17 protein-coding genes, 1 tRNA gene and 1 pseudogene are annotated in these 23,791 nt (G+C 38.3%); 4 read left to right on the top strand and 15 right to left on the bottom strand.

Going from position 1 to position 23,791, the window contains the following annotated elements:
• Positions 1-138 precede the first annotated feature (138 nt).
• Complete coding sequence (locus ACFIJQ_RS05920) at positions 139-600, top strand: RidA family protein (protein ID WP_375629044.1); 462 nt, start codon at positions 139-141, stop codon at positions 598-600.
• Positions 601-733: 133 nt separating this feature from the next.
• Positions 734-1,156, top strand: a complete 423-nt coding sequence (locus tag ACFIJQ_RS05915) for an HIT family protein (protein ID WP_012755038.1) — start codon at positions 734-736, stop codon at positions 1,154-1,156.
• A gap of 7 nt (positions 1,157-1,163) precedes the next feature.
• On the opposite strand, the gene clpA is transcribed toward ACFIJQ_RS05915, so the two are convergent.
• Positions 1,164-3,515, bottom strand: coding sequence for an ATP-dependent Clp protease ATP-binding subunit ClpA (gene clpA, locus ACFIJQ_RS05910; protein ID WP_012755037.1), 2,352 nt, complete (start codon positions 3,513-3,515; stop codon positions 1,164-1,166).
• Positions 3,516-3,521: 6 nt separating this feature from the next.
• Positions 3,522-3,893 carry an ATP-dependent Clp protease adapter ClpS gene (clpS, locus tag ACFIJQ_RS05905; RefSeq protein ID WP_375620064.1) on the bottom strand — a complete coding sequence of 124 codons (372 nt, stop codon included), beginning with the start codon at positions 3,891-3,893 and terminating at the stop codon, positions 3,522-3,524.
• Positions 3,894-4,126: 233 nt separating this feature from the next.
• Between clpS and ACFIJQ_RS05900 the strand changes: the two genes are divergently transcribed.
• Both ACFIJQ_RS05900 and ACFIJQ_RS05895 read left to right on the top strand, forming a co-directional pair.
• Positions 4,127-5,476: a D-alanyl-D-alanine carboxypeptidase gene (locus ACFIJQ_RS05900; protein WP_273788140.1), complete on the top strand. Its 1,350-nt coding sequence runs from the start codon at positions 4,127-4,129 to the stop codon at positions 5,474-5,476.
• A 32-nt stretch (positions 5,477-5,508) separates the two neighbouring features.
• Positions 5,509-5,787: a hypothetical protein gene (locus ACFIJQ_RS05895; protein ID WP_012755034.1), complete on the top strand. Its 279-nt coding sequence runs from the start codon at positions 5,509-5,511 to the stop codon at positions 5,785-5,787.
• A 1,818-nt stretch (positions 5,788-7,605) separates the two neighbouring features.
• On the opposite strand, the gene ACFIJQ_RS05890 is transcribed toward ACFIJQ_RS05895, so the two are convergent.
• From ACFIJQ_RS05890 to ACFIJQ_RS05830, 13 genes and pseudogenes are all read right to left on the bottom strand, one after another.
• Positions 7,606-8,997: an L-serine ammonia-lyase gene (locus tag ACFIJQ_RS05890; protein ID WP_375629041.1), complete on the bottom strand. Its 1,392-nt coding sequence runs from the start codon at positions 8,995-8,997 to the stop codon at positions 7,606-7,608.
• 345 nt (positions 8,998-9,342) lie between these two features.
• On the bottom strand, positions 9,343-10,032 hold the full coding sequence (locus ACFIJQ_RS05885; RefSeq protein ID WP_375629040.1) for a nitroreductase: 690 nt from the start codon (positions 10,030-10,032) through the stop codon (positions 9,343-9,345).
• Between the two features lie 208 nt (positions 10,033-10,240).
• Positions 10,241-10,627, bottom strand: coding sequence for a MerR family DNA-binding transcriptional regulator (locus ACFIJQ_RS05880; RefSeq protein WP_012755031.1), 387 nt, complete (start codon positions 10,625-10,627; stop codon positions 10,241-10,243).
• 549 nt (positions 10,628-11,176) lie between these two features.
• A complete protein-coding gene (rpoC, locus tag ACFIJQ_RS05875) occupies positions 11,177-15,388 on the bottom strand; it encodes a DNA-directed RNA polymerase subunit beta' (RefSeq protein ID WP_273788142.1) in 4,212 nt (1,403 codons plus the stop codon).
• 172 nt (positions 15,389-15,560) lie between these two features.
• Positions 15,561-19,709, bottom strand: a complete 4,149-nt coding sequence (gene rpoB, locus ACFIJQ_RS05870) for a DNA-directed RNA polymerase subunit beta (RefSeq protein WP_273788143.1) — start codon at positions 19,707-19,709, stop codon at positions 15,561-15,563.
• A 290-nt stretch (positions 19,710-19,999) separates the two neighbouring features.
• Positions 20,000-20,371, bottom strand: a complete 372-nt coding sequence (rplL, locus tag ACFIJQ_RS05865; RefSeq protein ID WP_012755028.1) for a 50S ribosomal protein L7/L12 — start codon at positions 20,369-20,371, stop codon at positions 20,000-20,002.
• A gap of 101 nt (positions 20,372-20,472) precedes the next feature.
• Positions 20,473-20,991, bottom strand: a complete 519-nt coding sequence (rplJ, locus tag ACFIJQ_RS05860) for a 50S ribosomal protein L10 (RefSeq protein ID WP_012755027.1) — start codon at positions 20,989-20,991, stop codon at positions 20,473-20,475.
• Between the two features lie 358 nt (positions 20,992-21,349).
• Positions 21,350-22,054 carry a 50S ribosomal protein L1 gene (gene rplA, locus ACFIJQ_RS05855; protein ID WP_375629037.1) on the bottom strand — a complete coding sequence of 235 codons (705 nt, stop codon included), beginning with the start codon at positions 22,052-22,054 and terminating at the stop codon, positions 21,350-21,352.
• 4 nt (positions 22,055-22,058) lie between these two features.
• Positions 22,059-22,487 (bottom strand): 50S ribosomal protein L11, encoded by a 429-nt coding sequence (rplK, locus tag ACFIJQ_RS05850; RefSeq protein ID WP_273723157.1) that lies wholly within the window; start codon positions 22,485-22,487, stop codon positions 22,059-22,061.
• Positions 22,488-22,636: 149 nt separating this feature from the next.
• The gene (gene nusG / locus ACFIJQ_RS05845; protein WP_012755024.1) at positions 22,637-23,167 is read right to left on the bottom strand and encodes a transcription termination/antitermination protein NusG; all 531 of its coding nucleotides are present in this window, start codon (positions 23,165-23,167) and stop codon (positions 22,637-22,639) included.
• 20 nt (positions 23,168-23,187) lie between these two features.
• On the bottom strand, positions 23,188-23,400 hold the full coding sequence (gene secE, locus ACFIJQ_RS05840; RefSeq protein ID WP_375629035.1) for a preprotein translocase subunit SecE: 213 nt from the start codon (positions 23,398-23,400) through the stop codon (positions 23,188-23,190).
• A 203-nt stretch (positions 23,401-23,603) separates the two neighbouring features.
• A tRNA-Trp gene (locus ACFIJQ_RS05835) sits at positions 23,604-23,679 on the bottom strand.
• Positions 23,680-23,726: 47 nt separating this feature from the next.
• Positions 23,727-23,791: pseudogene (locus ACFIJQ_RS05830) on the bottom strand (elongation factor Tu); the annotation flags it as partial.

Genomic DNA, 23,791 nt, shown 5'->3' with positions numbered 1-23,791 from the left:
TTCCAAACTTTATCCCCGTTGCATAACATCATACAATAAGGCAAAAAAGGCTAATTTCTCAATTAACCACACATTTCCTTAAATCAAAAAATAGATTATACAATGAATGTATTATAGAGCAGCTATGGAGTTTAAATTATGACCAATATGATTGAAAAAAACTTAGAGAAATTCGGAATCACTCTTCCTGAAATAACCTCCCCCCTTGCCAATTACATCACCACTTCACAAAGTGGCAATCAACTCTTTATTTCTGGACAACTCCCTCTTATTAATGGAAAACCAATAGCCATCGGTAAAGTTGGTGCAACTGTGAATACCGAACAAGCCCAAAAAGCATCCGAAGCTTGCGCTCTCAATATTCTCGCTCAACTCCAAGCAACTCTAGGTGACTTAAATAAAATAAAACGTGTGGTAAAAATTACTGTTTTTGTGGCTGTAGATTCTCATTTTACCGATATTCCTTTTGTTGCCAATGGAGCTTCTAATTTATTCGTCAATATCCTTGGTGAAATTGGGAAACACGCCCGTTCTGCTATTGGTGTTGCCTCTCTTCCTATGGATGTTCCTGTAGAAGTTGAAGCCATCATAGAAATCTAAGCCTTCATTAAGACAGTGCACCATCCTAAATATAACTAAAGTCACAATACTTCTTTGTCTTAAACTCTGATAAACTTTGTATTTTTTCGTTTTTAATTAAAATCTTAAACTTACAATAAAAGGAAATATTTGTATGAAACAAGCTTATGACAATAACAATATTTTTGCTAAATTGATTCGCAATGAAATCCCTTCTGTTCGTGTCTACGAAGATGATGATGTTATTGGATTTATGGATATCATGCCACAGGCACCAGGTCATACGCTGGTCATTCCTAAAAAAGGCTCTAGAAACTTACTTGATGCAGATACTGAAACATTATTTCCTGTTATTAAAGCTGTTCAAAAAATTGCAAATGCCGTCAAAAAAGCCTTTCAAGCAGATGGCATAACTGTCATGCAATTTAATGAAGCAGCTAGTCAACAAACAGTTTATCATCTCCATTTCCATATTATACCACGTATGGAGGGAATAGAACTTACCCCTCATAATAATATAATAACGCCTACAGAAATACTTGAAGAGAATGCAAAGAAAATTCGTGCAGCCTTATAACACACTCTTAAGTTGTTGTGCTTTTTTTTCCTACACGTTTTTTTGTAAAATTTTCCATTTTACTTTTCTTTGAACTTGCAGATATATCGGAAGATGAAATTTCTAACTGTAAGCTTTCTTTTTTGCCATTTGATTTTTGTGTCAATACGCGAACAATGCCACCGTTGCGTAACTTTCCAAATAAAATTTCATCAGCTAATGGCTTTTTAATATATTCTTGTATAACACGCCCTAATGGGCGTGCTCCCATCTGAGAATCGTATCCCTTATTGGAAAGCCATAAAGTTGCAGAAGGGCTTAATTCAAAACAAATTCCCCGATCAGCTAATTGTGCTTCAAGCTGAAAAATAAATTTTTGCACTATCTGATTGATGATTAAATGAGATAAAGGTGCAAACGGAATAATTGCATCTAACCGATTACGAAACTCTGGTGTAAATAACCGATTGATTGCTTCTATATCCTCACCATCACGATGTACTTTCCCAAATCCAATAGCTGATTTTGCCATATCTGAAGCACCAGCATTGGTTGTCATAATCAAAATAACATTGCGGAAATCAATTTTCTTACCATTATGGTCTGTTAATCTACCATAATCCATTACCTGCAATAAAATATTAAATAACTCTGGATGTGCTTTCTCAATCTCATCTAGCAATAGGACTGCGTGAGGCTTCTGATCAACAGCATCTGTAAGGAGACCTCCTTGATCAAACCCTATATAACCTGGAGGAGCTCCGATTAAACGTGCTACCGTATGCCGTTCCATATATTCTGACATATCAAAACGCAATAATTCAATGCCTAAAGATGATGCAAGCTGTTTTGCAACTTCAGTTTTTCCTACACCTGTTGGTCCTGAAAATAAGTAACTTCCTATTGGTTTATCCGGTTCGCGTAAACCTGCTCGCGCCAATTTTATGGATGAAACTAAGACGGAAATTGCCTGATCTTGCCCATAAACAACATGTTTGAGTTCTCTTTCAAGCTTACTCAGTATCTTCTGATCATTCCGAGAAACTGTTTTTGGTGGAATTCTTGCAATTGTAGCAACAGTGGCTTCAATTTCTTTAACACCTATACTCTTCTTGCGTTGTTTTTGTGGCAAAAGCTTTTGCGCTGCGCCACTTTCATCAATAATATCAATTGCTTTGTCAGGTAACCTACGGTCAATTATATAACGTGAAGATAATTCTACGGATGCCTTCATCGCCTGATCTGTATATTTAATCTGATGAAAATCTTCAAAGTAAGGCTTCATCCCCTGCAAAATCTTAATCGCATCTGTAACGGAAGGTTCATTAATATCAATCTTCTGAAAACGACGCTCTAAAGCACGATCTTGTTCAAAGAATTTGCGATATTCTCTGTAAGTCGTCGAACCAATACATCGCATAGTTCCAGAAGATAATACAGGTTTTAAAAGATTTGCTGCATCCATATTTCCCCCTAATGTCGCTCCTGCTCCAATTAAGGTATGAATTTCATCAATAAATAAAATAGCATCTGGATACAGCTCAAACTCTTTAATAACTTGCTTTAAGCGTTCTTCAAAATCACCGCGATAACGTGTACCAGCAACAAGTCCCCCCATATCAAGAGAAAATATTGTTGCATTTGATAAAACTTCAGGTACTTGCCCATCAACAATGCGCTTTGCCAATCCCTCAATAATAGCGGTTTTCCCCACTCCAGGATCACCAACCAAAAGCGGATTGTTTTTTGACCTTCGACATAAAATCTGAATCATGCGTGAAATTTCTATTTCACGGCCAATTAATAAATCAATTTTTCCATTAAGCGCTTTACAATTGAGATCAACACAATAATTCGTTAAAGCACTTGTTCCTCTTTCACCATTATCCGAAATCTGCTGATCTAATTGCTCTTCAAGTCCTTCAAGTAACATGGATAACCCATCATCACGTGTGATACCATGCGAAATAAAACGTACAGCATCATAGCGTGTCATTCCCATTTCTTGAAGAAAATATGCTGCATGGCTTTCACGTTCAGAAAAAATTGCAACAAGAACATTTGCCCCCGATACTTCATCTTTTCCAGCTGATTGTGCATGAATCACCGCACGTTGGATAACACGCTGGAAAAAAGCTGTAGGCTTCGTATCCTCATCAGCTCTAATCTGTTCATCTAACTCTGAGCGAAGATAATTGGTTAAACGCTCTCGTAATTCCTCCACATCTACCTGGCAAGCCTGAATAACAGAATTTGCATCGGCATCATCTAACAGCGCAAGTAGAAGATGCTCTAATGTTGCGTATTCATGCCGTGCTTGAGTAGCAATTGTTAATGCACGATGCAAAACCTCTTCAAGACTAGGTGTAAAAGATGGCATAATTCCTCACTTCCATTCCATTACACATTGTAACGGATGTTCATTTTGACGCGCACATTCCCTCACTTGTAATATTTTCATTTCAGCGACTTCATAAGTATAAGTTCCACATTCTCCTATCCCACTGTGATGAACATTTAACATTATTTGCGTTGCCTCTTCGAAACTTTTTTTAAAAAAGTTCTTCAAAACGAAAACAACAAAATCCATAGGTGTGTAATCATCATTAAGCAAAAAAACTCGACATAATTTAGGTTTTTCGAGTTTTGCTCTAGCCTTAGGCATTATAACCGCACCATGCCTAACTTCATCCCAATTCTTGCCCTTTTCATTATGCATAATATGAGCTATAGAGTTTATTATGAGCGTCTGTCCCATTATCGTTTTCCATGCAGTACATTTTTATTAATTTTAAGTTCTTTCATAACTATTGCAATACCTGTATGTATTAGAAAAAGATTTCCTCTATGGTTAGACTTCAATCACTCACTCATAAAATAACTTCTGTAAACAAATTAGTAATACCATTCGTCTAAACTGCATCAACAAATTACAGAAAAGGAAGCTTTATAGAAGTTTTTCAGGATAAATGGAGAAATAGGATACTGCAAGTGTATATTAATTATCAAAAAATTATGCGCTACTGTAAAACAATAGCAATTTCTTTTGTTGTGTTAGCTTTTTCTTACTGTTGGGCATCAGCCACACCTCAAGGAGCCTATCCTGATAAGTATGCGGCTATTGTTATAGATGCTACTACGGGAAAAACTCTATTTCAAGCCAATGCAACACTGAAACGTTATCCTGCTTCTTTAACAAAGATGATGACATTGTACTTACTCTTTGAAGCTATGCAGATGCGTCGTGTGACACCAAATACACCAATTCCTGTTTCACATTATGCAGCAATGCGTCCACCGACAAAAATTGGGTTTAAAGCAGGCCAAACAATTTCTGCAGAATCAGCAGCTAAAGCACTCATTACAAGATCCGCAAATGATGTTGCTGCTGCCATTGCAGAATATCTTGGAGGTAGTGAAAAAAAATTCGCTCAAATGATGACTATAAAAGCTCGTAAACTTGGCATGAAACATACACATTTCGCAAATGCTTCAGGACTTCCGGATGTGCACAATTATTCTACAGCACGAGATATAGCAACTTTGTCATTAGCTTTACGTAAACATTTTCCAAAACAATATAAATTGTTCAAAACAAAAAGTTTTAATTTCCGTGGGCATAAAATTAACAGCCACAATAAACTCGTTAAAATAATGAAAGGTGTCGATGGAATTAAAACAGGATACACACAAATGTCAGGTTCTAATTTAGCAACTTCAATGCGTCTTGATGGGCGCTCTGTTGTCGCTGTTGTTATGGGAGGGAAATCATCTACTGCACGTGACGAGCATATGGCTAGCCTATTGAATCAATATTTGCCTAAAGCAAGCCAAATGAAAAGTGGTGAACGTTTAATGGCTTCTGTACGCTATCACTTACCGACTGGCGCCAATACTCCTATACCAACCATTAAAGCTGATTCAAATAATTTTGACGATGAAATTTCAACTATGTTGACAGCATTTGCAGAACAACCTAAAAACTCCAATATCGCAATAACGGCTGTAAATAAGGTAATTATCCCAATACCAAACCCTCAAAAAACTATACCGGTTGAAACTCATAAAATTGTAACAGCCTCTTTGTCCACAAATGCCGGATGGGCTATCCAAATTGGTTCTCTTCCTAGTGAAGAACAAGCAAAAACTTTACTTTTAAAAGCAAAAAATATAGCTTTTTCTACTTTAAAGCACGCATCTTCACACATGCAACTATTTGAAAAAAGTGGGCAGCGTTATTACCGAGCGCGCTTTACAGGGTTTCAATCAAAAAAAGCTGCATTTGATGCTTGCTCTACATTAAAGAAAGCAAATTTTAACTGCTATACTGTAGCCTACTAAAAATTTTTGAATTCTGCGTTAAGGATAGTATTATGACAGATAATGCTTTTGCTTCATTCCATAAAAAAGAAATTTTATTGAAGCAATCATCCCTCCTTTCATTGCGTTCTCTTCACGATGCTGCCGCAAAACTTACTGGTTTAAAATACAATTCGACTGCATTAGATACACAATCTCTTGTTAACCTTCTCATTTGCCAAACAATACGCAACCGTCGTCTCGTAATGCCTCCTGTACGCATTCATTTACGCGTTGCTAGCCAAACTGGTAATGTGCCTATTAAAATCCGTCTAGGAGCAACAAATATTTAATTCTACAGACCATCTCTAAAAAATTATTTTATTATTAGCCATTATCTACAGCCTTAGAAAAACCTTTGATAAACATACTTTTTTCTTAAATTATGGAATTGTGCTGACAGCTTTTCCAACTATCTAATACCTCCAAGCTTTCAATAAAACCATTATTAAGGACATAAAAAACACCCAATATTTTTCCACTTTTTGATTTAATATAAAAATTATTCTTGATATCTTTTTGGAAAAAAATGAATAGCTTCATTGGATGAAAGCTTATCATTTTAGGGATTATTGTAAAAGCTCAATAAAGAAACTCCCTCTTAATAACGGTCTCCTCTACAACATAAACGCTGTAAAAAATAATCTAACTCCCCTTACTTTTATTTCTTTTAACAGACAAAGAAAATTGGGAAATACAAATACTATCGATGAAAAAACGTAAAAGAAATTATCAGATTAAATATCATGATAACGATTTCCATAAGATTTTAATTTATAATTTATTTTTTGCATATTGAATAAGAGGTTTTCGTAAAATTCTCTTATTTTCCTTCTTATATTGAATCAGTCAAAATCGTTCGCTTGCTCATCACGAGCAAGATTGGCATTAAACTATAAAAAAAGGAATCAAAATATCTCTTATGAATCATTTCAAGTACTCTAGGATCTTTTGTAACATTGAAAGTTGAAAAAAGGATGATAGTGCTGGTTTTCTCCCTCTATAAATAAAGATGCTAATACTCTATAGGTTTTATACCATTCATGGGAAACTTACATTACACTATTCATATGCAAGATACTGATTTATAAAGATAGTTCATTATTTTGCATGTTAGATGAGAATCTCGAATATCGTAAGATTCTCTCATTTGAAATTTGTTTATGTTGAATCAATCCAAATCGTTCTCTTGCATATTACGAGCGAGATTAGTGTGTGGCGTGAGACCGTACCAAAAAGACTCAAAATGCCTATAATGAACCGTTTTAAATGCCAAGGGCTTTGGTCCCCATACAGGGGGGGATGGTAAAGTGTGTAATCGTGCCAGCGTACTCTTTTTATTAAGCATAAAGATGGGGACAGCTCAATGGATTTACTGTTATACCATTCACAGGTGCCATCGCGAAATGAGTTTGGGAGCGTTGAGAGATATTTCTTTAAAACAAACTCATGAATGAGTAACACGATAATGTTCTATCGTGTGCATTCTATTCTCATGAGAATTTTGATAAATATTTTTTAATGTATACGCTATTATTTATTTTATTTTTTTTGACGGTACAGAATTTATAAATAAAAAAAATATTTCCAATATATCTCTTAATTATTGTAAATTAGCATTTCTTTTCAAGGTATTTTTTACCATACTAGGTATCAAAAGATCTTCACTTCTAAAAATTAAAATCTTTAAAATTCTCTCTCCTCATCATAATTATTCAGATTTAACACAAATTTTCCTTGGATACTCAGGCATAATCTTCCATTACTTAAAAGATATGGCTATGGAAACTTTTAAAAGCCATAAAACCCAGCTAAAAAATAATGGCAGACTGATCACTAATTTTACTTTACGCTTTTTTATTTTTTCTAAATTAGACTTTTTCCCATTTTAGAGACAAATCAGATAGATACTGATACTACTCCCCCTCCAAACTTGCATGCCAAAGCTACTATTCGTTAAGAAAACACTGAATCATCTCGAATTTATTTCAAGCTGCTGTTGCATTAAAGTGGAATTTTGATTTACAAGTAACAAAAAAACATAAGCTTTATCAGGAAACACGATCCCTCTCCCAAAAATTCCAGTTATGGATTGAGAAATGTTTCAGCTCCTAACAAGATATTGTATTAACTGCAAGACCACCTTTACTTGTCTCTTTATAGCGTTCACTCATATCATGACCAGTCTGGCGCATTGTTTCTATACAAGCATCAAGAGAAACAAAATGATCTCCATTACCATATAATGCAAGAGAAGAAGCCGTTACCGCCTTAACAGCTCCCATTGCATTACGCTCAATACAAGGAACTTGTACAAGACCTGCAACAGGATCACATGTCATTCCCAAATGATGTTCAAGCGCTATTTCTGCCGCATTTTCAATTTGAGCTGGCGTTCCACCTAACGCTGCGGTCAACCCTGCTGCGGCCATTGAAGATGCCGTTCCAACTTCACCTTGACACCCAACTTCTGCACCAGAAATAGAGGCATTATGTTTGATAACACCGCCTATAGCTGCTGCCGTTAATAGAAAATTATGTATTCCCTCTCGATCTGAATCATCATTAAATTGAAGATAATAACGCAAAACTGCTGGGACAACACCAGCTGCCCCATTTGTTGGGGCTGTAACAACACGACCACCTGCTGCATTTTCCTCATTGACTGCTATAGCATATACCGAAAGCCAATCATTTGCCCAAAGTGGATAATTGCGATTTTTCTTTTGATTTTCCAAAAGCGTTTCATGCAACTTTTTAGCACGCCTTAGAACACGCAATCCACCAGGCAACTCACCTTCTTGTGAAAGACCTCTATCAATGCAATTTGTCATCGCTGAAAAAATTTCATCAAGCCCTGTATCAAGAGAAGAACGCTCTATCTTTGTTTCTTCATTTAAGCGCTTCATTTCAGCAATTGAAAGTCCTGATTTTTCTGCCATTGATAACATTGCACCAGCAGAATCAAATGGATATGGCACCTCTAATGTTTCTGGTTGTATATTATCATTCATATGGCTTAACTCATCCTCAGTCACAACAAAGCCACCACCGATAGAATAATAAATCTGCCGCAACAGAACATTCCCATCAGTATTAAGTCCTTCAAAGGCTAGTCCATTTGTATGTCCTGGGAGGATTTTCTTTCGTTCAAAAATAAGATCATGCTGCACATCAAACTGATAAGCGGGATGTCCTTCTGGTTGCACTTTTTTTTCACGTATAACTTTTTCTAACAATCCCCCCATGCTATCAGGATCAACAGTAGAAGCTTTTTCTCCTAAAAGTCCTAATATGATAGCCCTATCTGTTGCATGACCAATACCTGTGAAAGCTAAAGAACCATAAAGATAAACACGTATACGAGAAACTTGAATATCAGACGACCGAGAAAAATCTCCTATCTTTTGCAAAAACATATTAGCAGCTGTCATCGGTCCCATCGTATGTGAGCTAGAAGGACCAATCCCAATTTTAAAAAGTTCAAAAACAGATAGAAACACGTATCACCTCAAAACTATAGTACAGCTTGAGCATATATGCTTTTTCATAACGTTTGTCCCGTTTAAAATCAAATTGCGAGATAAACTAAAAAAATGACAGCAATAAATACGAATGTCGCTCGTCTTGCTACCACCCAACACTTTCTCTCTATAGTGTTTTCCATTAGACTCACCTTCAAAAAACGGACAATGCCCCTAGAGCCACCGCTCTTAATGTTTCAAACGTAGTAAAATAAGTGTTAATATGCAATATTAAAATTCAATAAGGATGCGAAATTCTTATCGGAAATATTTTTCATAATGCACCAAGTTCTTCAAAACGTATGCTTAATTATATAAAATATTTTATGGATATGTTTCAATGAAACGTACAAATTTTTCTAACGGTTCTCGTTCTGTCTCAAAATTGTTTTCTGGAGCACTCATATCGCGATAACCAAGTGCCATACCACAGATAATATGGCGATCAGAAGGAATAGATAAAAGCGTACGAATCTGTTTATGATAATCAGCAAAAGCAGCTTGAGGACAGGTATCTAATCCAAATCCACGTGCAGCTAACATAATGGTCTGCATAAACATACCCAAATCAAGCCAACTCCCCATTTCCATGTCGTGATCCATTGTAAATAAGAGTCCTACAGGTGCATCAAAAAATAAAAAATTTCGCGCCTTTTGATGAAGTATTTTTTCTTCATCACCTTTTTGAATTCCAAGACTCTGATAAAGATCCAAACCAACTTTTCGACGCCTTGAAATATAAGGCTCACGCCACTGACGTGGATAATAACTATACTCACGCTCTCCTTTTACACCTGAAAGCACAAGTTGTGAAAGCTCTTGCCCTACTTTCTGTAATACACTTCCTGTAAGCACAATCACTTGCCATGGCTGAATATTTGTTCCAGATGGTGCACGTGCTGCAAGTTTTAAGATTTCTTTGATTGTTTCCAAACTAACTGGCTGATCAGTAAAAGCGCGAATTGACTTTCGTGATAAAATAGATTGAAAAACACTCATAGGAGAGACTGCCATTGTTTTTACTTTCTTTATGAAAAATAATTTTTTTACTTATTAAGGACAATATATTGCGAAAATACCTTCGCAGCTTTTTTCGAACACTCTATTTCTTTAAATAACTTACACATTTCACGTATTGTTAAAGATTCCCCTTAGAGATAGTATAACCCATCTCTTTTAATAGAAAAAAATTGTCTAAAAGCAGATGAAATAAATTTTATAATCAATGATTAACCCCCAACTCCGCTAAGCTCTCAAAAAAACTCTCCTCAATTCGTTCTAAATCCTGTAGAAGATCATCAATATCATGCTGCATCTGCTTTAAATCAGCTCGTTTTTTATGAATTCCTGCAATTAATTTCTTAAGCTTTTTCTCATCATCAGGTGGTTTTCCAACCATTGTCAACATATCAGATATTTCAGACAACGAAAATTTAACTCTTTTAGCACGCAGAATTTGTTTTAACTTATGACGATCCGTTTGTGTATAAAGCCGTGTATTTCCACGCCGAAAAGGAATAAGAAGTCCCTCTTCTTCATAATAACGCAAAGTCCGAGCTGTTATTGAAAACTCACGTGTTAATTTTCCAATTGAATAATATTCGTACATTTTTTCATTCTGTCTTCATAGATCTCATTGTGATAAGAAATATGTCTATTTTTTATAATACTTAGTGAGCACCCTAATCTCTACTCTCCTGCATTCTAATTTAGAAGAAGATACATTCTTGTCATACAAGTATTGTATAGTAGAGAATCAATTATTTTTTAGATTACAGAAAAGACTATCGATCTTTCATTATAAGTCCTTTAAAATCTTTATAGAAGATATCAATCAATAATTTTTCTAAAATTCAAAATCAATCATTATTCGATTTGTAGATAATCAACTCTTTTCCTTGAATATGGCTTTTGAGCTTCACATATTTTGGAAAAATTCTATACTGCTTTTAGAAATTAAGAAACTTTAAAATAAAGCAACAAAAAAGATAAGCATCATTACAAAATAATAAGCTACTAAAGATGTTTAAAATAACTATCGCCTTATAATTTTTGATATTTTCAGGAAAATATGCAACTTCTGCATTTCGAAATAAAAAAACGTCTGAATAGAAAGTTCAGACGTTTTTTTATTATGTTATGTTATGTTATATTTAAATTATTCAGCAACAGCCCCAGTTGTCATATTTGTCAACATAGCCTTAGCCACTTCGTTATTACTAGACTTACGCTGCTCATCTACAATCAAATCATCACGAACGGCAGCAATACGACGGATTTGAGAAATCGTACCACCTGTACCTGCTGGAATAAGACGACCGACAATAACGTTCTCTTTAAGCCCTTGCAAAGTATCAATTTTACCAGAAACTGCTGCTTCAGTAAGAACACGTGTTGTTTCCTGAAACGATGCCGCCGAAATGAAAGAAGGCGTTTGAAGAGAAGCTTTTGTAATTCCAAGAAGAATGGGATTACCAGATGCAGGTTTCTTCCCTTCTGCAATCAAATTATCATTGATTTCATCAAGTTCAATACGATCAACATTATCACCTGGAATATAACCAGAATCTCCAGATTCAGTAATTTCAACTTTTTGCAACATTTGACGAACAATCACTTCAATGTGCTTGTCATTAATAAGAACTCCCTGCAAACGATAAACCTCCTGAATCTCATTAACAAGATAAGATGCCAAAGCTTCAACCCCCTTAATCGCCAAGATATCATGAGGTGCTGGATTACCATCAAGGATATAATCTCCCTTTTCAATTTGATCACCTTCTTGGAAGTGAAACAACTTACCTTTTGGAATCAAATATTCTACTGCCTCAAGAGTTTCATCATTTGGTTCAATAATGATACGACGTTTATTCTTATAACCACGGCCGAATCGAATCGTACCACTTACTTCAGCAATAATCGCATGATCCTTTGGACGACGCGCTTCAAAAAGCTCAGCCACACGTGGTAAACCACCCGTAATATCTTTCGTCTTGGCACTTTCCATTGGCAAACGAGCAATAACATCACCAGCCTTAACATGAGCACCAAGCTCAACAGAAAGAATAGTTTCCACTGACATCATATACCGGGCTTCACCTCCCTTATACAATTTAGCAATGGATTCACCTTCTTTATCTGCATGGATAATAATGGCTGGTTTAAGATCCGCACCACGTGGATTAGCGCGCCAATCAATCACCAAACGCTTCGTAATACCCGTAGATTCATCAGCTGTTTCAGTGACAGATAAACCATCAATCATATCTTCAAAACCCACATAGCCTTCAACTTCCGTTAAAATTGGACGTGTGTAAGGATCCCATTCTGCTATACGTTGGCCACGTTTAACCATATCACCATCATCAACAAAAATATGGGCACCATAGCTAACACGATGTACAACGCGTTCTTTTCCTAACTCATCCTTGATAAGGATAGCCATATTACGCCCCATCACAACCAAATGTCCTTCAGAGTTACGAACCACATTACGATTACGAATCTCCACCTTACCTTCATAAGATGCCTCTAAATAAGATGAATCAACAACCTGCGCAGTTCCTCCTAAGTGGAAAGTACGCATAGTAAGCTGTGTTCCCGGCTCACCAATGGATTGAGCAGCAATAACACCAACGGCTTCTCCCTGATTAACAGGTGTTCCACGCGCCAAATCACGACCATAGCATTTTGCACAAACACCAAGACGTGTTTCACATGTTAAAGCAGAACGAATTTGAACAGATTGAATTCCAGCTTCTTCAATCTTCGCGACATCAGCTTCCTCAATCATCGCTCCACCTTCAAGGATAACCTCTCCAGAGACAGGATGTAGAATATCAACAAGCGCTGTACGACCAAGAATCCTTTGCCCAAGGGAGGCAACAATTTGTCCTGCATCAACAATTGGCTGCATGGTAAGCCCTTTTGCAGTACCACAATCAACTGCTGAAATAATAGCATCCTGTGCAACATCAACAAGACGCCGTGTTAAATAACCAGAGTTCGCCGTCTTTAACGCAGTATCAGCAAGTCCTTTACGTGCACCATGCGTGGAATTGAAGTATTCATTAACAGTTAGACCTTCTTTAAAATTTGAAATAATGGGGGTTTCAATAATTTCACCCGATGGTTTTGCCATTAATCCACGCATACCGGCCAATTGTCTCATCTGGTTAGCAGAACCACGTGCTCCAGAATGCGACATCATATAGATCGAATTCATCGGTCGTTGACGACCTGTTTTAGGATCAAAATCAACGGCTTGAATACGTTTCATCATTTCATCTGCAACGCGATCTGTACATTTACCCCAAGCATCTACAACCTTATTGTATTTTTCACCTTGTGTAATCAAACCGTCATTATATTGCTGTTCGTACTCCTTAGCCAAAGCTTCTGTCTCTGCAACTAAACGCGACTTACTATCAGGAATAACCATATCATCCTTACCGAATGAAATTCCTGCACGACAAGCATAAGAAAAACCAAGCTGCATAATACGGTCACAAAAAATAACCGTCTCTTTTTGTCCACAGTGCCGATAAACATGATCAATCATTTTAGAAATATTCTTTTTCGTCATTTCTTGATTGACAATATCAAATGAGATATCCGAATTTTTTGGCAAAAGCTCACCGATAATCAAACGACCAGGTGTCGTATCATAAAGTTTAGAAACTTCTTTTCCATCCTTCCCCATATTCTTAACACGGCCTTTAATCTTCGTATGAAGCGTTACAACCTTATTTTCCAAGGCATAATGAAGCTCACCTATGTCAGAAAAAGCCATTCCTTCACCTGGTTCTTTTTCAGAAACAATTGAAAGATAATAAAGACCAAGAACCATATCCTGTGAGGGAACAATAATTGGGGCACCATTGGCCGGATGAAGAATATTATTGGTCGACATCATCAAAACACGGGCTTCAAGCTGTGCTTCAAGAGAAAGCGGAACGTGAACCGCCATCTGATCTCCATCAAAATCCGCATTAAAAGCAGTACACACCAGTGGATGAAGTTGAATAGCTTTGCCTTCAATTAAGATAGGTTCAAAAGCCTGAATCCCCAAACGGTGCAATGTTGGCGCACGGTTGAGTAAAACAGGGTGTTCACGAATAACCTCATCCAAGATATCCCAAACTTCTGGATGTTCTTTTTCAACAAGCTTCTTTGCCTGCTTTACCGTTGATGAATAGCCTTTTGCATCAAGCCGCGCATAAATAAAAGGCTTAAACAATTCAAGAGCCATTTTTTTGGGAAGACCACATTGATGCAGTTTTAATTCAGGACCCGTCACGATAACAGAACGCCCCGAGTAATCAACACGCTTTCCAAGTAAGTTCTGACGGAAACGTCCTTGCTTACCCTTCAACATATCTGATAGGGACTTGAGAGGACGTTTATTGGCTCCAGTAATCACACGCCCACGCCGTCCATTATCAAACAATGCATCAACAGCTTCTTGTACCATACGCTTTTCATTGCGCACGATAATTCCAGGAGCACGCAATTCAATCAGCCGTTTCAAGCGGTTATTACGATTAATAACCCGCCGATAAAGATCATTCAGATCTGATGTCGCAAAACGCCCACCATCAAGCGGAACCAATGGACGCAAATCCGGTGGAATAACCGGAATTGTTTTCATAATCATCCACTCTGGCTTATTTCCAGATTCAAGAAAATTTTCAACGATTTTAAGTCGTTTAATCAGTTTTTTCTGCTTTAACTCTGAAGTTGTTTCAGCTAATTCGAGACGCAAATCATTGGCGATTTTATTTAACTCCATACCAGCTAAAAGCTCGTAAATAGCTTCAGCGCCAATCATAGCTGTAAACTGATCTTCTCCAAACTCATCAATAGCAAGCATATATTCTTCTTCAGAAAGAAGCTGATGGAGCTTAAGAGATGTCAATCCTGGTTCGGTTACAATATAATTCTCAAAATAAAGAACGCGCTCAATATCTTTTAAAGTTAAATCTAAAAGTGTAGAAATACGACCTGGTAATGATTTAAGAAACCATATATGCGCAACTGGTGCCGCAAGTTCAATATGCCCCATACGCTCACGACGTACGCGCGAAAGAGTAACCTCTACACCACATTTTTCACAAATAATGCCCTTATATTTCATGCGTTTATATTTGCCACATAGACATTCATAGTCTTTAATAGGGCCAAATATACGTGCACAAAAAAGACCATCACGCTCTGGTTTAAAAGTCCTATAATTAATAGTCTCAGGCTTCTTAATCTCACCATACGACCAGGACAAAATTTTCTCAGGACTCGCAATAGAAATGCGAATAGAGTCAAATGTCTGCGCTGGCGCTTGAGGATTGAAAAGATTCATGACCTCGTGGTTCATGCTGTTCTCCTTCAAAGATTCTTAGAACCTGTTGTAATATCTCATTTGTTTTATAACAGATCTTCTTTAAAATACATTTACTTTTAAAAATGACCTGTATAACCTTAATAAGGTTATTGAGCCTCTTAAAATAATCAGAGCGCAGCCTTTTTCTACTGCGCTCCTTGAATTATTATTCTGCTGTATCAGACAATGCCCGCTGTGCAATAAGTTCACGCGCATCATCAAGCTCCACATTAAGAGCAAGTGAGCGCATTTCTTTTACCAACACATTAAAGCTTTCGGGTATACCCGCCTCAAATGTATCATCACCACGCACAATTGCCTCATAGACTTTCGTTCGACCAGCCACATCATCTGATTTTACTGTTAGCATCTCCTGCAAAGTATATGCAGCACCATAAGCTTCAAGTGCCCAAACCTCCATTTCACCAAAACGCTGACCACCAAACTGTGCCTTACCTCCTAATGGCTGCTGCGTAACAAGTGAATAGGGACCAATAGAACGTGCATGAATCTTATCATCAACAAGGTGATGCAATTTCAACATGTAAATATATCCCACCGTTACTGGACGATCAAAAGGCTCTCCAGTACGACCATCATAAAGCGTAACCTGCCCTGAACTATCTAAGCCTGCGTCCTCCAGCATCATGTTGATATCAGACTCATGTGCTCCATCAAAAACAGGCGTTGCAATTGAAACCCCTTTCTTCATCTGTAATGCCAATTTGTAAAGGCTTTCATTATCATACTGACGGACTGGTTCATTTTGATTATCATCAGGCATAAGATTTTCAATACGCTGACGCAACGGCAATATATCCCCAGTCTCTTGATACAATTCTAACAAATCACCAATCTTCTTGCCCATCCCCGCACATGCCCAACCAAGATGCGTCTCAAGAATTTGTCCAACATTCATACGACTAGGCACACCAAGCGGATTCAAGACGATATCAGCATGAGTCCCATCTTCAAGAAATGGCATATCTTCTACGGGAAGAATACGTGAAACAACACCCTTATTCCCGTGACGTCCTGCCATCTTATCACCTGGTTGGATTTTGCGCTTCACAGCCACAAAAACCTTCACCATTTTCATGACACCAGGAGGCATTTCATCACCTCTTTGGACCTTTTCAACTTTATCCATAAAGCGACGTTGTAATGCTTCTTTTGATTCATCATATTGCTTGCGCAAAGCTTCAATTTCATTTTGAAGCTTTTCATCCTCAACAGCAAATTGCCACCACTGGGATCGTGGATAATGCCCCATTACTGTACTATCAAGCTTTTTGCTTCCCGAAAAGCCTTTCGGACCTTCTACAGCAACTTTACCTGTCAACATATCGGTAAGGCGCGCATAAACATTGCGATCAAGAATAGACTGCTCATCATCACGGTCTTTTGCTAAACGCTCAATTTCTTCACGCTCAATTGCCATCGCACGTTCATCTTTTTCCACGCCATGGCGATTAAAAACGCGAACTTCAACAACAGTACCAAAAGTTCCAGGAGGCATACGCATAGAAGTATCACGAACATCGGATGCCTTTTCCCCAAAAATTGCACGCAGAAGCTTTTCTTCCGGCGTCATGGGACTTTCACCTTTTGGGGTAATCTTTCCAACTAAAATATCACCTGGTTGAACTTCAGCACCAATATAAATAATGCCAGCTTCATCAAGATTTCTTAACGCTTCTTCCGCAACATTAGGAATGTCGCGCGTAATTTCCTCAGGACCAAGTTTTGTATCGCGTGCTGCAACTTCAAATTCCTCAATATGAATTGAAGTAAAAACATCATCAGCAACAATGCGCTCGGATAACAAAATAGAATCTTCATAATTGTATCCATTCCAAGGCATAAAGGCTACGAGAACATTCCGCCCAAGAGCTAAATCACCAAGATCCGTAGATGGACCATCTGCAATGATATCACCTTTCTCTACCCTATCACCGACATGTACAAGAGGACGCTGATTAATACAAGTGGACTGATTAGAACGCTGAAATTTCTGTAGGCGGTAAATATCAACGCCTGATTTTGAAGGATCTAAATCTTCTGTTGCACGGATAACAATACGGGTAGCATCGACTTGATCAACAACACCACTACGTTTTGCACTCACAGCAGCTCCTGAATCGCGTGCAACAATGGCTTCCATTCCCGTCCCAACAAATGGCGCCTCAGCACGTACAAGAGGAACTGCCTGACGCTGCATGTTCGATCCCATAAGCGCACGATTCGCATCATCATTTTCCAAAAAAGGAATAAGCGCTGCTGCAACTGAAACCAACTGTTTTGGTGAAACATCCATCAAATCAACATGATCACGCGGCGCCATTAAAACTTCACCAGCATGACGGCAAACAACAAACTCTTCTGTAAAACGACCTTCACTATCTAATGACGAATTAGCTTGAGCGACATAATGCTTTGCTTCTTCCATCGCTGAAAGATAAATAACTTCTTTTGTGACTTTTCCATCAACAATTTTTCGATATGGGCTTTCAATAAAGCCATATTTGTTAACTCGCGCAAATGTTGCTAAGGAGTTAATCAGACCGATATTAGGACCTTCCGGTGTTTCAATGGGACAAATACGACCATAATGCGTAGGATGTACGTCACGGACTTCAAAACCCGCACGTTCACGAGTCAAACCACCTGGACCAAGAGCAGAAAGACGGCGCTTATGGGTAATCTCCGACAATGGATTAGTTTGATCCATAAACTGCGACAATTGCGAAGACCCAAAAAACTCACGAACTGCTGCTGCAGCAGGCTTTGCATTGATCAAATCCTGTGGCATAACTGTATCAATTTCAACCGATGACATACGCTCTTTTATCGCACGCTCCATACGAAGAAGACCAATGCGATATTGATTTTCCATTAACTCCCCAACGGAACGAACGCGACGGTTGCCAAGATTATCAATATCATCAATTTCGCCACGACCATCACGCAATTCAACCAACATCTTAACAACAGCGAGAATATCCTCTTGGCGTAAAATGCGAACTGTATCTGGACAATCAAGATCCATACGCAAATTCATCTTAACACGCCCAACGGCTGAAAGATCATAACGCTCTGGATCAAAAAACAATGAATGGAACATTGCTTCTGCTGTATCGATTGTTGGGGGCTCACCTGGACGCATCACTCGGTAAATATCAAATAACGCATCCTGCCGACTTTCATTCTTATCTACCTTTAAAGTATTGCGGATATAAGCGCCAATATTCATGTGATCAATATCAAGGATATTGATTTGATCAGCACTAACATCAAGCAAAACCTTTAATACTTTTTCGTCAATTTCATCACCAGCTTCAAGGTAAATTTCACCTGTTTCGTAATTGACGATATCTTCGGCTAGATAACAACCTAATAAATCATCTTCACTAACTTTAACCGCTTTAAGTCCTTTTTCTGCCAAAGACTTCGCAGTACGAACTGTTAATTTTTTACCAGCCTCCGCGACGACTTCACCACTATCTGCATCTATAAGGTCAGAAATGAGCTTCATTCCTTTAAAGCGATCAACAGAATAAGGAACTCGCCATCCTTCTCCATCACGCTCATAAGTCACTTTATCATAAAACGTCGATAAAATATCTGACGCATCCATACCCAGTGCCATCAAAAGACTAGTAACAGGAATCTTACGCCGTCGATCAATACGCGCATAAATGATGTCCTTAGCATCAAACTCAATATCAAGCCAAGAACCACGATATGGAATAACACGAGCAGCAAAAAGAAGCTTTCCTGATGAATGGGACTTTCCTTTATCATGGTCAAAAAAGACACCAGGAGAACGATGCATCTGCGAAACAATAACACGTTCCGTACCATTAACAATAAAGGTACCATTCGTCGTCATTAAAGGCATATCGCCCATATAAACGCCTTGCTCTTTAATGTCTTTGATATCTTTGGAGCCAGTATCCTCATCAACATCAAAAACAATCAAACGTAATATGACCTTTAATGGGGCAGCATAAGTTAAATCACGTTGACGGCACTCCTCAACATCAAATTTTGGTAAATCAAATTCATAACCAACAAACTCAAGCATAGCTGTACCGGAAAAATCTGAAATAGGAAAAACCGATTTAAAAACAGCTTGCAAACCTTCATCTGGTCGTCCACCTTTCGGTTCCTCAACCATGAGAAACTGATCGTATGACGCTTTTTGAACCTCAATAAGATTCGGCATTTCTGCTACTTCAGGAATCTTACCAAAAAATTTGCGTACGCGCTTACGACCATTGAATTGAGACATCATTGCGTGAGTCTGAGCCATCGTCGCTCCTTGATCTTTACTCTTCAAGGTAGACCAACCTTGAAAGCCTTATATCATTAACCTGCATATGCAGACCAGTTCACTTGATACTCAAAATGAGCATCTTTAACTTTCCCCATCAACATAAGCCATTTATCTTTTTGACTCTATGATGAAGGGACGGGTAGTGCCAACCTATCCCGTTACTGTTACGAAACCGTTGGGAAAAGGTTTTTTTACTCATTATTTTTCCTCTTTGTATTAAGAGAAAGAAAATCGGCGAACATAAATGCCCGCCGATAAAATTAAATTTACTTAAGTTCCACTTTAGCACCAGCAGCTTCAAGTTGAGATTTAATTTTTTCTGCTTCTTCTTTAGAAGCACCCTCTTTAATAGGCTTAGGTGCCCCTTCAACCAGATCTTTAGCTTCTTTAAGACCAAGTCCAGTAAGAGCACGAACTTCCTTAATAACATTAATTTTTTGCGCGCCACCTTCAACAAGAATAACATCAAATTCTGTTTTTTCTTCAGCAGCTGGAGCAGCAGCACCAGCAACAGCAGCGACAGCTACAGGAGCAGCAGCCGAAACTCCCCACTTCTCTTCAAGTAACTTAGAAAGCTCAGCGGCTTCCAAAAGGGTTAGATTAGAAAGGTCTTCTACGATCTTCTCTAGATCAGCCATTTTTAAATTCCTTCAATTAAAAGATTTGAACCATTATTAAATCTTATCCAAAAAAACAGAAAAGCATTAAAGCCCTTCCATAAACGTGAATACAAACAGCCTTAAGCCGCCTTATCCTCCTGAGCATATGCTCCAATGACACGTGCAACCTGACCAGCAGGAGCATTAACAACCTGTGCAATACGGGTCGCAGGGGTAGAAATCATACCCACAAGTTTTGCACGCAACTCGTTTAATGAAGGCAATGAAGCCAATGACTTCACAGCATCTACAGTTAAACTTGTTGCACCCATTGAACCGCCAAGGATGACAAATTTGTCATTGCTTTTCGCAAAATCAACAGCAACTTTCGGTGCTGTGATTGGATCTTCTGAATAAGCAATAAGTGTTTGTCCAGTAAACAAACCCACTATCGATTCAGATTCCGTGCCCTGAAGAGCGATTTTAGCAAGACGGTTTTTGGCGACTTTAACGGCACCGCCAGCTTCACCCATTTTCGAACGTAGATCATTCATCTGTGAAACTGTCAGACCGGAATAATGTGCAACAACAACAGAACCAGACTTCCGAAAAGCCTCGTTAAGCCATGTAACAAATTCGCGTTTTTCCGCTCTATTCACTGTCTCTCTCCATTTAACAGATTTGCTTAAAACAAACCTGTTGGTTACCTTTGATAACATAAAATACTTCATGTCACCGATGAGGATCCTGTCCCCTTTTTCACGCACAGCGTTCAAAGGCAACCTTGGCTCAAACCCTTTAAGTCTTTTAACTCTCAGTTTTTACCCCAGTCTCATGCAGGTTTTTTTTGATTAAGATACTTAAAAGCATCACCTACAATCTCGGACAGGATATTCCGGAATTTCTTCCGGTATAACCTAAGCCCTATAAAGCTTAGATAGCTAAATGCTGATCAAAACCAGCATTTTAAATACAATTTTGATATTCACATACCTCAAAATAAAATTATAAATCAGCTTATATTAGCTCTGAACGAACCGTTGCTGGATCAACTTTAATACCAATTCCCATAGTCGAAGAAATAGCAACGCGCTTAATATACTCACCTTTTGCACCTTGCGGTTTGGCTTTAATAACTGCACTTGCAAAGGCCTTTATATTTTCTACGATTTTTTCAACACCAAAAGAAGCCTTACCAATACCAGCATGCACAATACCAGCTTTTTCTACACGAAACTCAACAGCACCACCTTTAGAAGCTTTGACAGCACCGGCAACATCAAGTGTTACAGTACCAACTTTCGGATTCGGCATCAAACTCCGTGGACCAAGAATCTTACCAAGACGACCAACAAGAGGCATCATGTCTGGTGTTGCAATACAACGATCGAAGTCTATAGTCCCTCCATTAATGCTTTCAAACAAATCTTCGGCCCCCACAATATCAGCTCCTGCCGCCTTAGCTTCCTCAGCCTTATCCCCACGAGCAAAAACGGCAACACGAATATTTCTTCCTGTTCCATTAGGCAAATGAGCAACTCCACGAACCATTTGATCAGCATGACGAGGATCAACACCCAAGTTCATGGAAATTTCGATTGTTTCATCAAACTTAGCAACTGCACGCTCCTTAACCATTGAAACGGCATCTTTTAAAGCGTAAAGCTCATTAAAATCAATATCTTTTCGGATATTTTTTATTCTTTTTGCTACTTTTGCCATAATATTAGCCCACCACTTCCAAGCCCATCGAGCGAGCAGAACCTTCAACCATACGCATTGCTGCCTCAATGTCATTCGCATTAAGATCTTTCATCTTTGATTCCGCAATCGAACGAATTTTATCGCGAGAAATGCTTCCTACAGACACTTTACCAGGCTCTTTTGAACCAGACTTCAGGTTTGCTTCCTTCTTTAAAAAGAATGATACAGGAGGCGTTTTGAGAGAAAATGTGAAAGACTTATCTTGGTAATACGTAATAACAACTGGAATCGGTGCTCCCTTTTCCATTTCTTGTGTAGCTGCATTAAACGCCTTACAAAATTCCATAATATTAATACCGCGTTGCCCAAGAGCTGGACCAATCGGTGGAGATGGAGTAGCAGCTCCTGCAGGAACCTGCAACTTAAGCTGACCTATACTTTTTTTTGCCATAACAATCTGCCTTTAATTTCACTGGTATACTGACAATTTATCTTGCCCGTTACCCGCCGCAGTCACGTGGTTCGGATCATTAAGCCGACAAAAGCCATAAATCACCTCCCACTCCTTCCTTAAAGTAATTAAAACTACTCTAAGTTTAATCAGAGTTTTTCAACCTGACCAAATTCCAAATCAACAGGCGTAGGACGCCCAAAAATAAGCACCTCAACCTTAAGACGAGAGCGCTCTTCTTCAACCTCTTGAACAATTCCATTAAACGAAACAAAAGGACCATCAGCAACGCGAACTTGCTCTCCAACCTCAAACAATACAGAAGACTTTGGAGACTCAACCCTTTCTTGAACTTGTTTGAGAATCTGCTCAACCTCTCGATCAGAAATGGGAACAGGACGCGCATCCGATCCTAAAAAACCTGTCACTTTAGGCGTATTCTTAATAAGATGATAAACTTCATCTGTTAACTCAGCACGAACAAGAACATAACCAGGAAAAAATTTCCGCTCAGCATCAACTTTGCGTCCACGACGAACCTCTACAACACGCTCTGTTGGAACAAAAATCTTTTCAAAAAGATGATCAAGTCCTTTTTGCTTTGCTTCCTTATCAATAGCTTCCGCTACTTTCTTTTCAAAATTTGAATATGCCTGAACAATATACCAACGAGCTGCCACAGTCACACTTCCTTACATTCTCAACTAAAAAGATATTTCAGAAGATCAATAACCCGCCAAACACCAAAATGCATAACCTGATCCACAATAAAAAAGAAAGCTGAAGCCAACGCAGCTACCAACAAAACCATAACAGTAGAAATAACCGTCTCACGACGTGTAGGCCATTTCACTTTAACTGTTTCTGCATAAACCTGCTTCAAAAAGGTAATCGGATTGGTTTTAGATGCCATCGTCACACTATACTCTCTCTAGCCCTATTGTGTTTTATACAATAAAATAAACAGAAAAAAATGCAAAAGCCAACTTTCAGACTTATGCAATTTCCTCACTTCCTATTCAATACCGTTTCATACACAAAAAAACAAGCCCTATATCAAAAAAAGCGAAAAAGGCAGCAAAATCCACTCCCTTATATGTAAAACTCTATTCCCTTTGGCAGGGGCAGCAGGACTTGAACCCGCGACCTGCGGTTTTGGAGACCGCCGCTCTACCAACTGAGCTATACCCCTAACTCTCAAAACTAAAACACTTTTAACACCCCTTTAACAAGCATTATTTATTCAATGATTTTAGAGACGATACCGGCACCAACAGTACGACCACCTTCACGAATAGCAAAAC

Origin of the sequence: Bartonella sp. TT67HLJMS, assembly GCF_042193375.1 — a bacterium.
In the GTDB taxonomy this organism is placed as follows: domain Bacteria; phylum Pseudomonadota; class Alphaproteobacteria; order Rhizobiales; family Rhizobiaceae; genus Bartonella; species Bartonella grahamii.
This window is presented reverse-complemented; position numbering and strand designations above follow the sequence as displayed.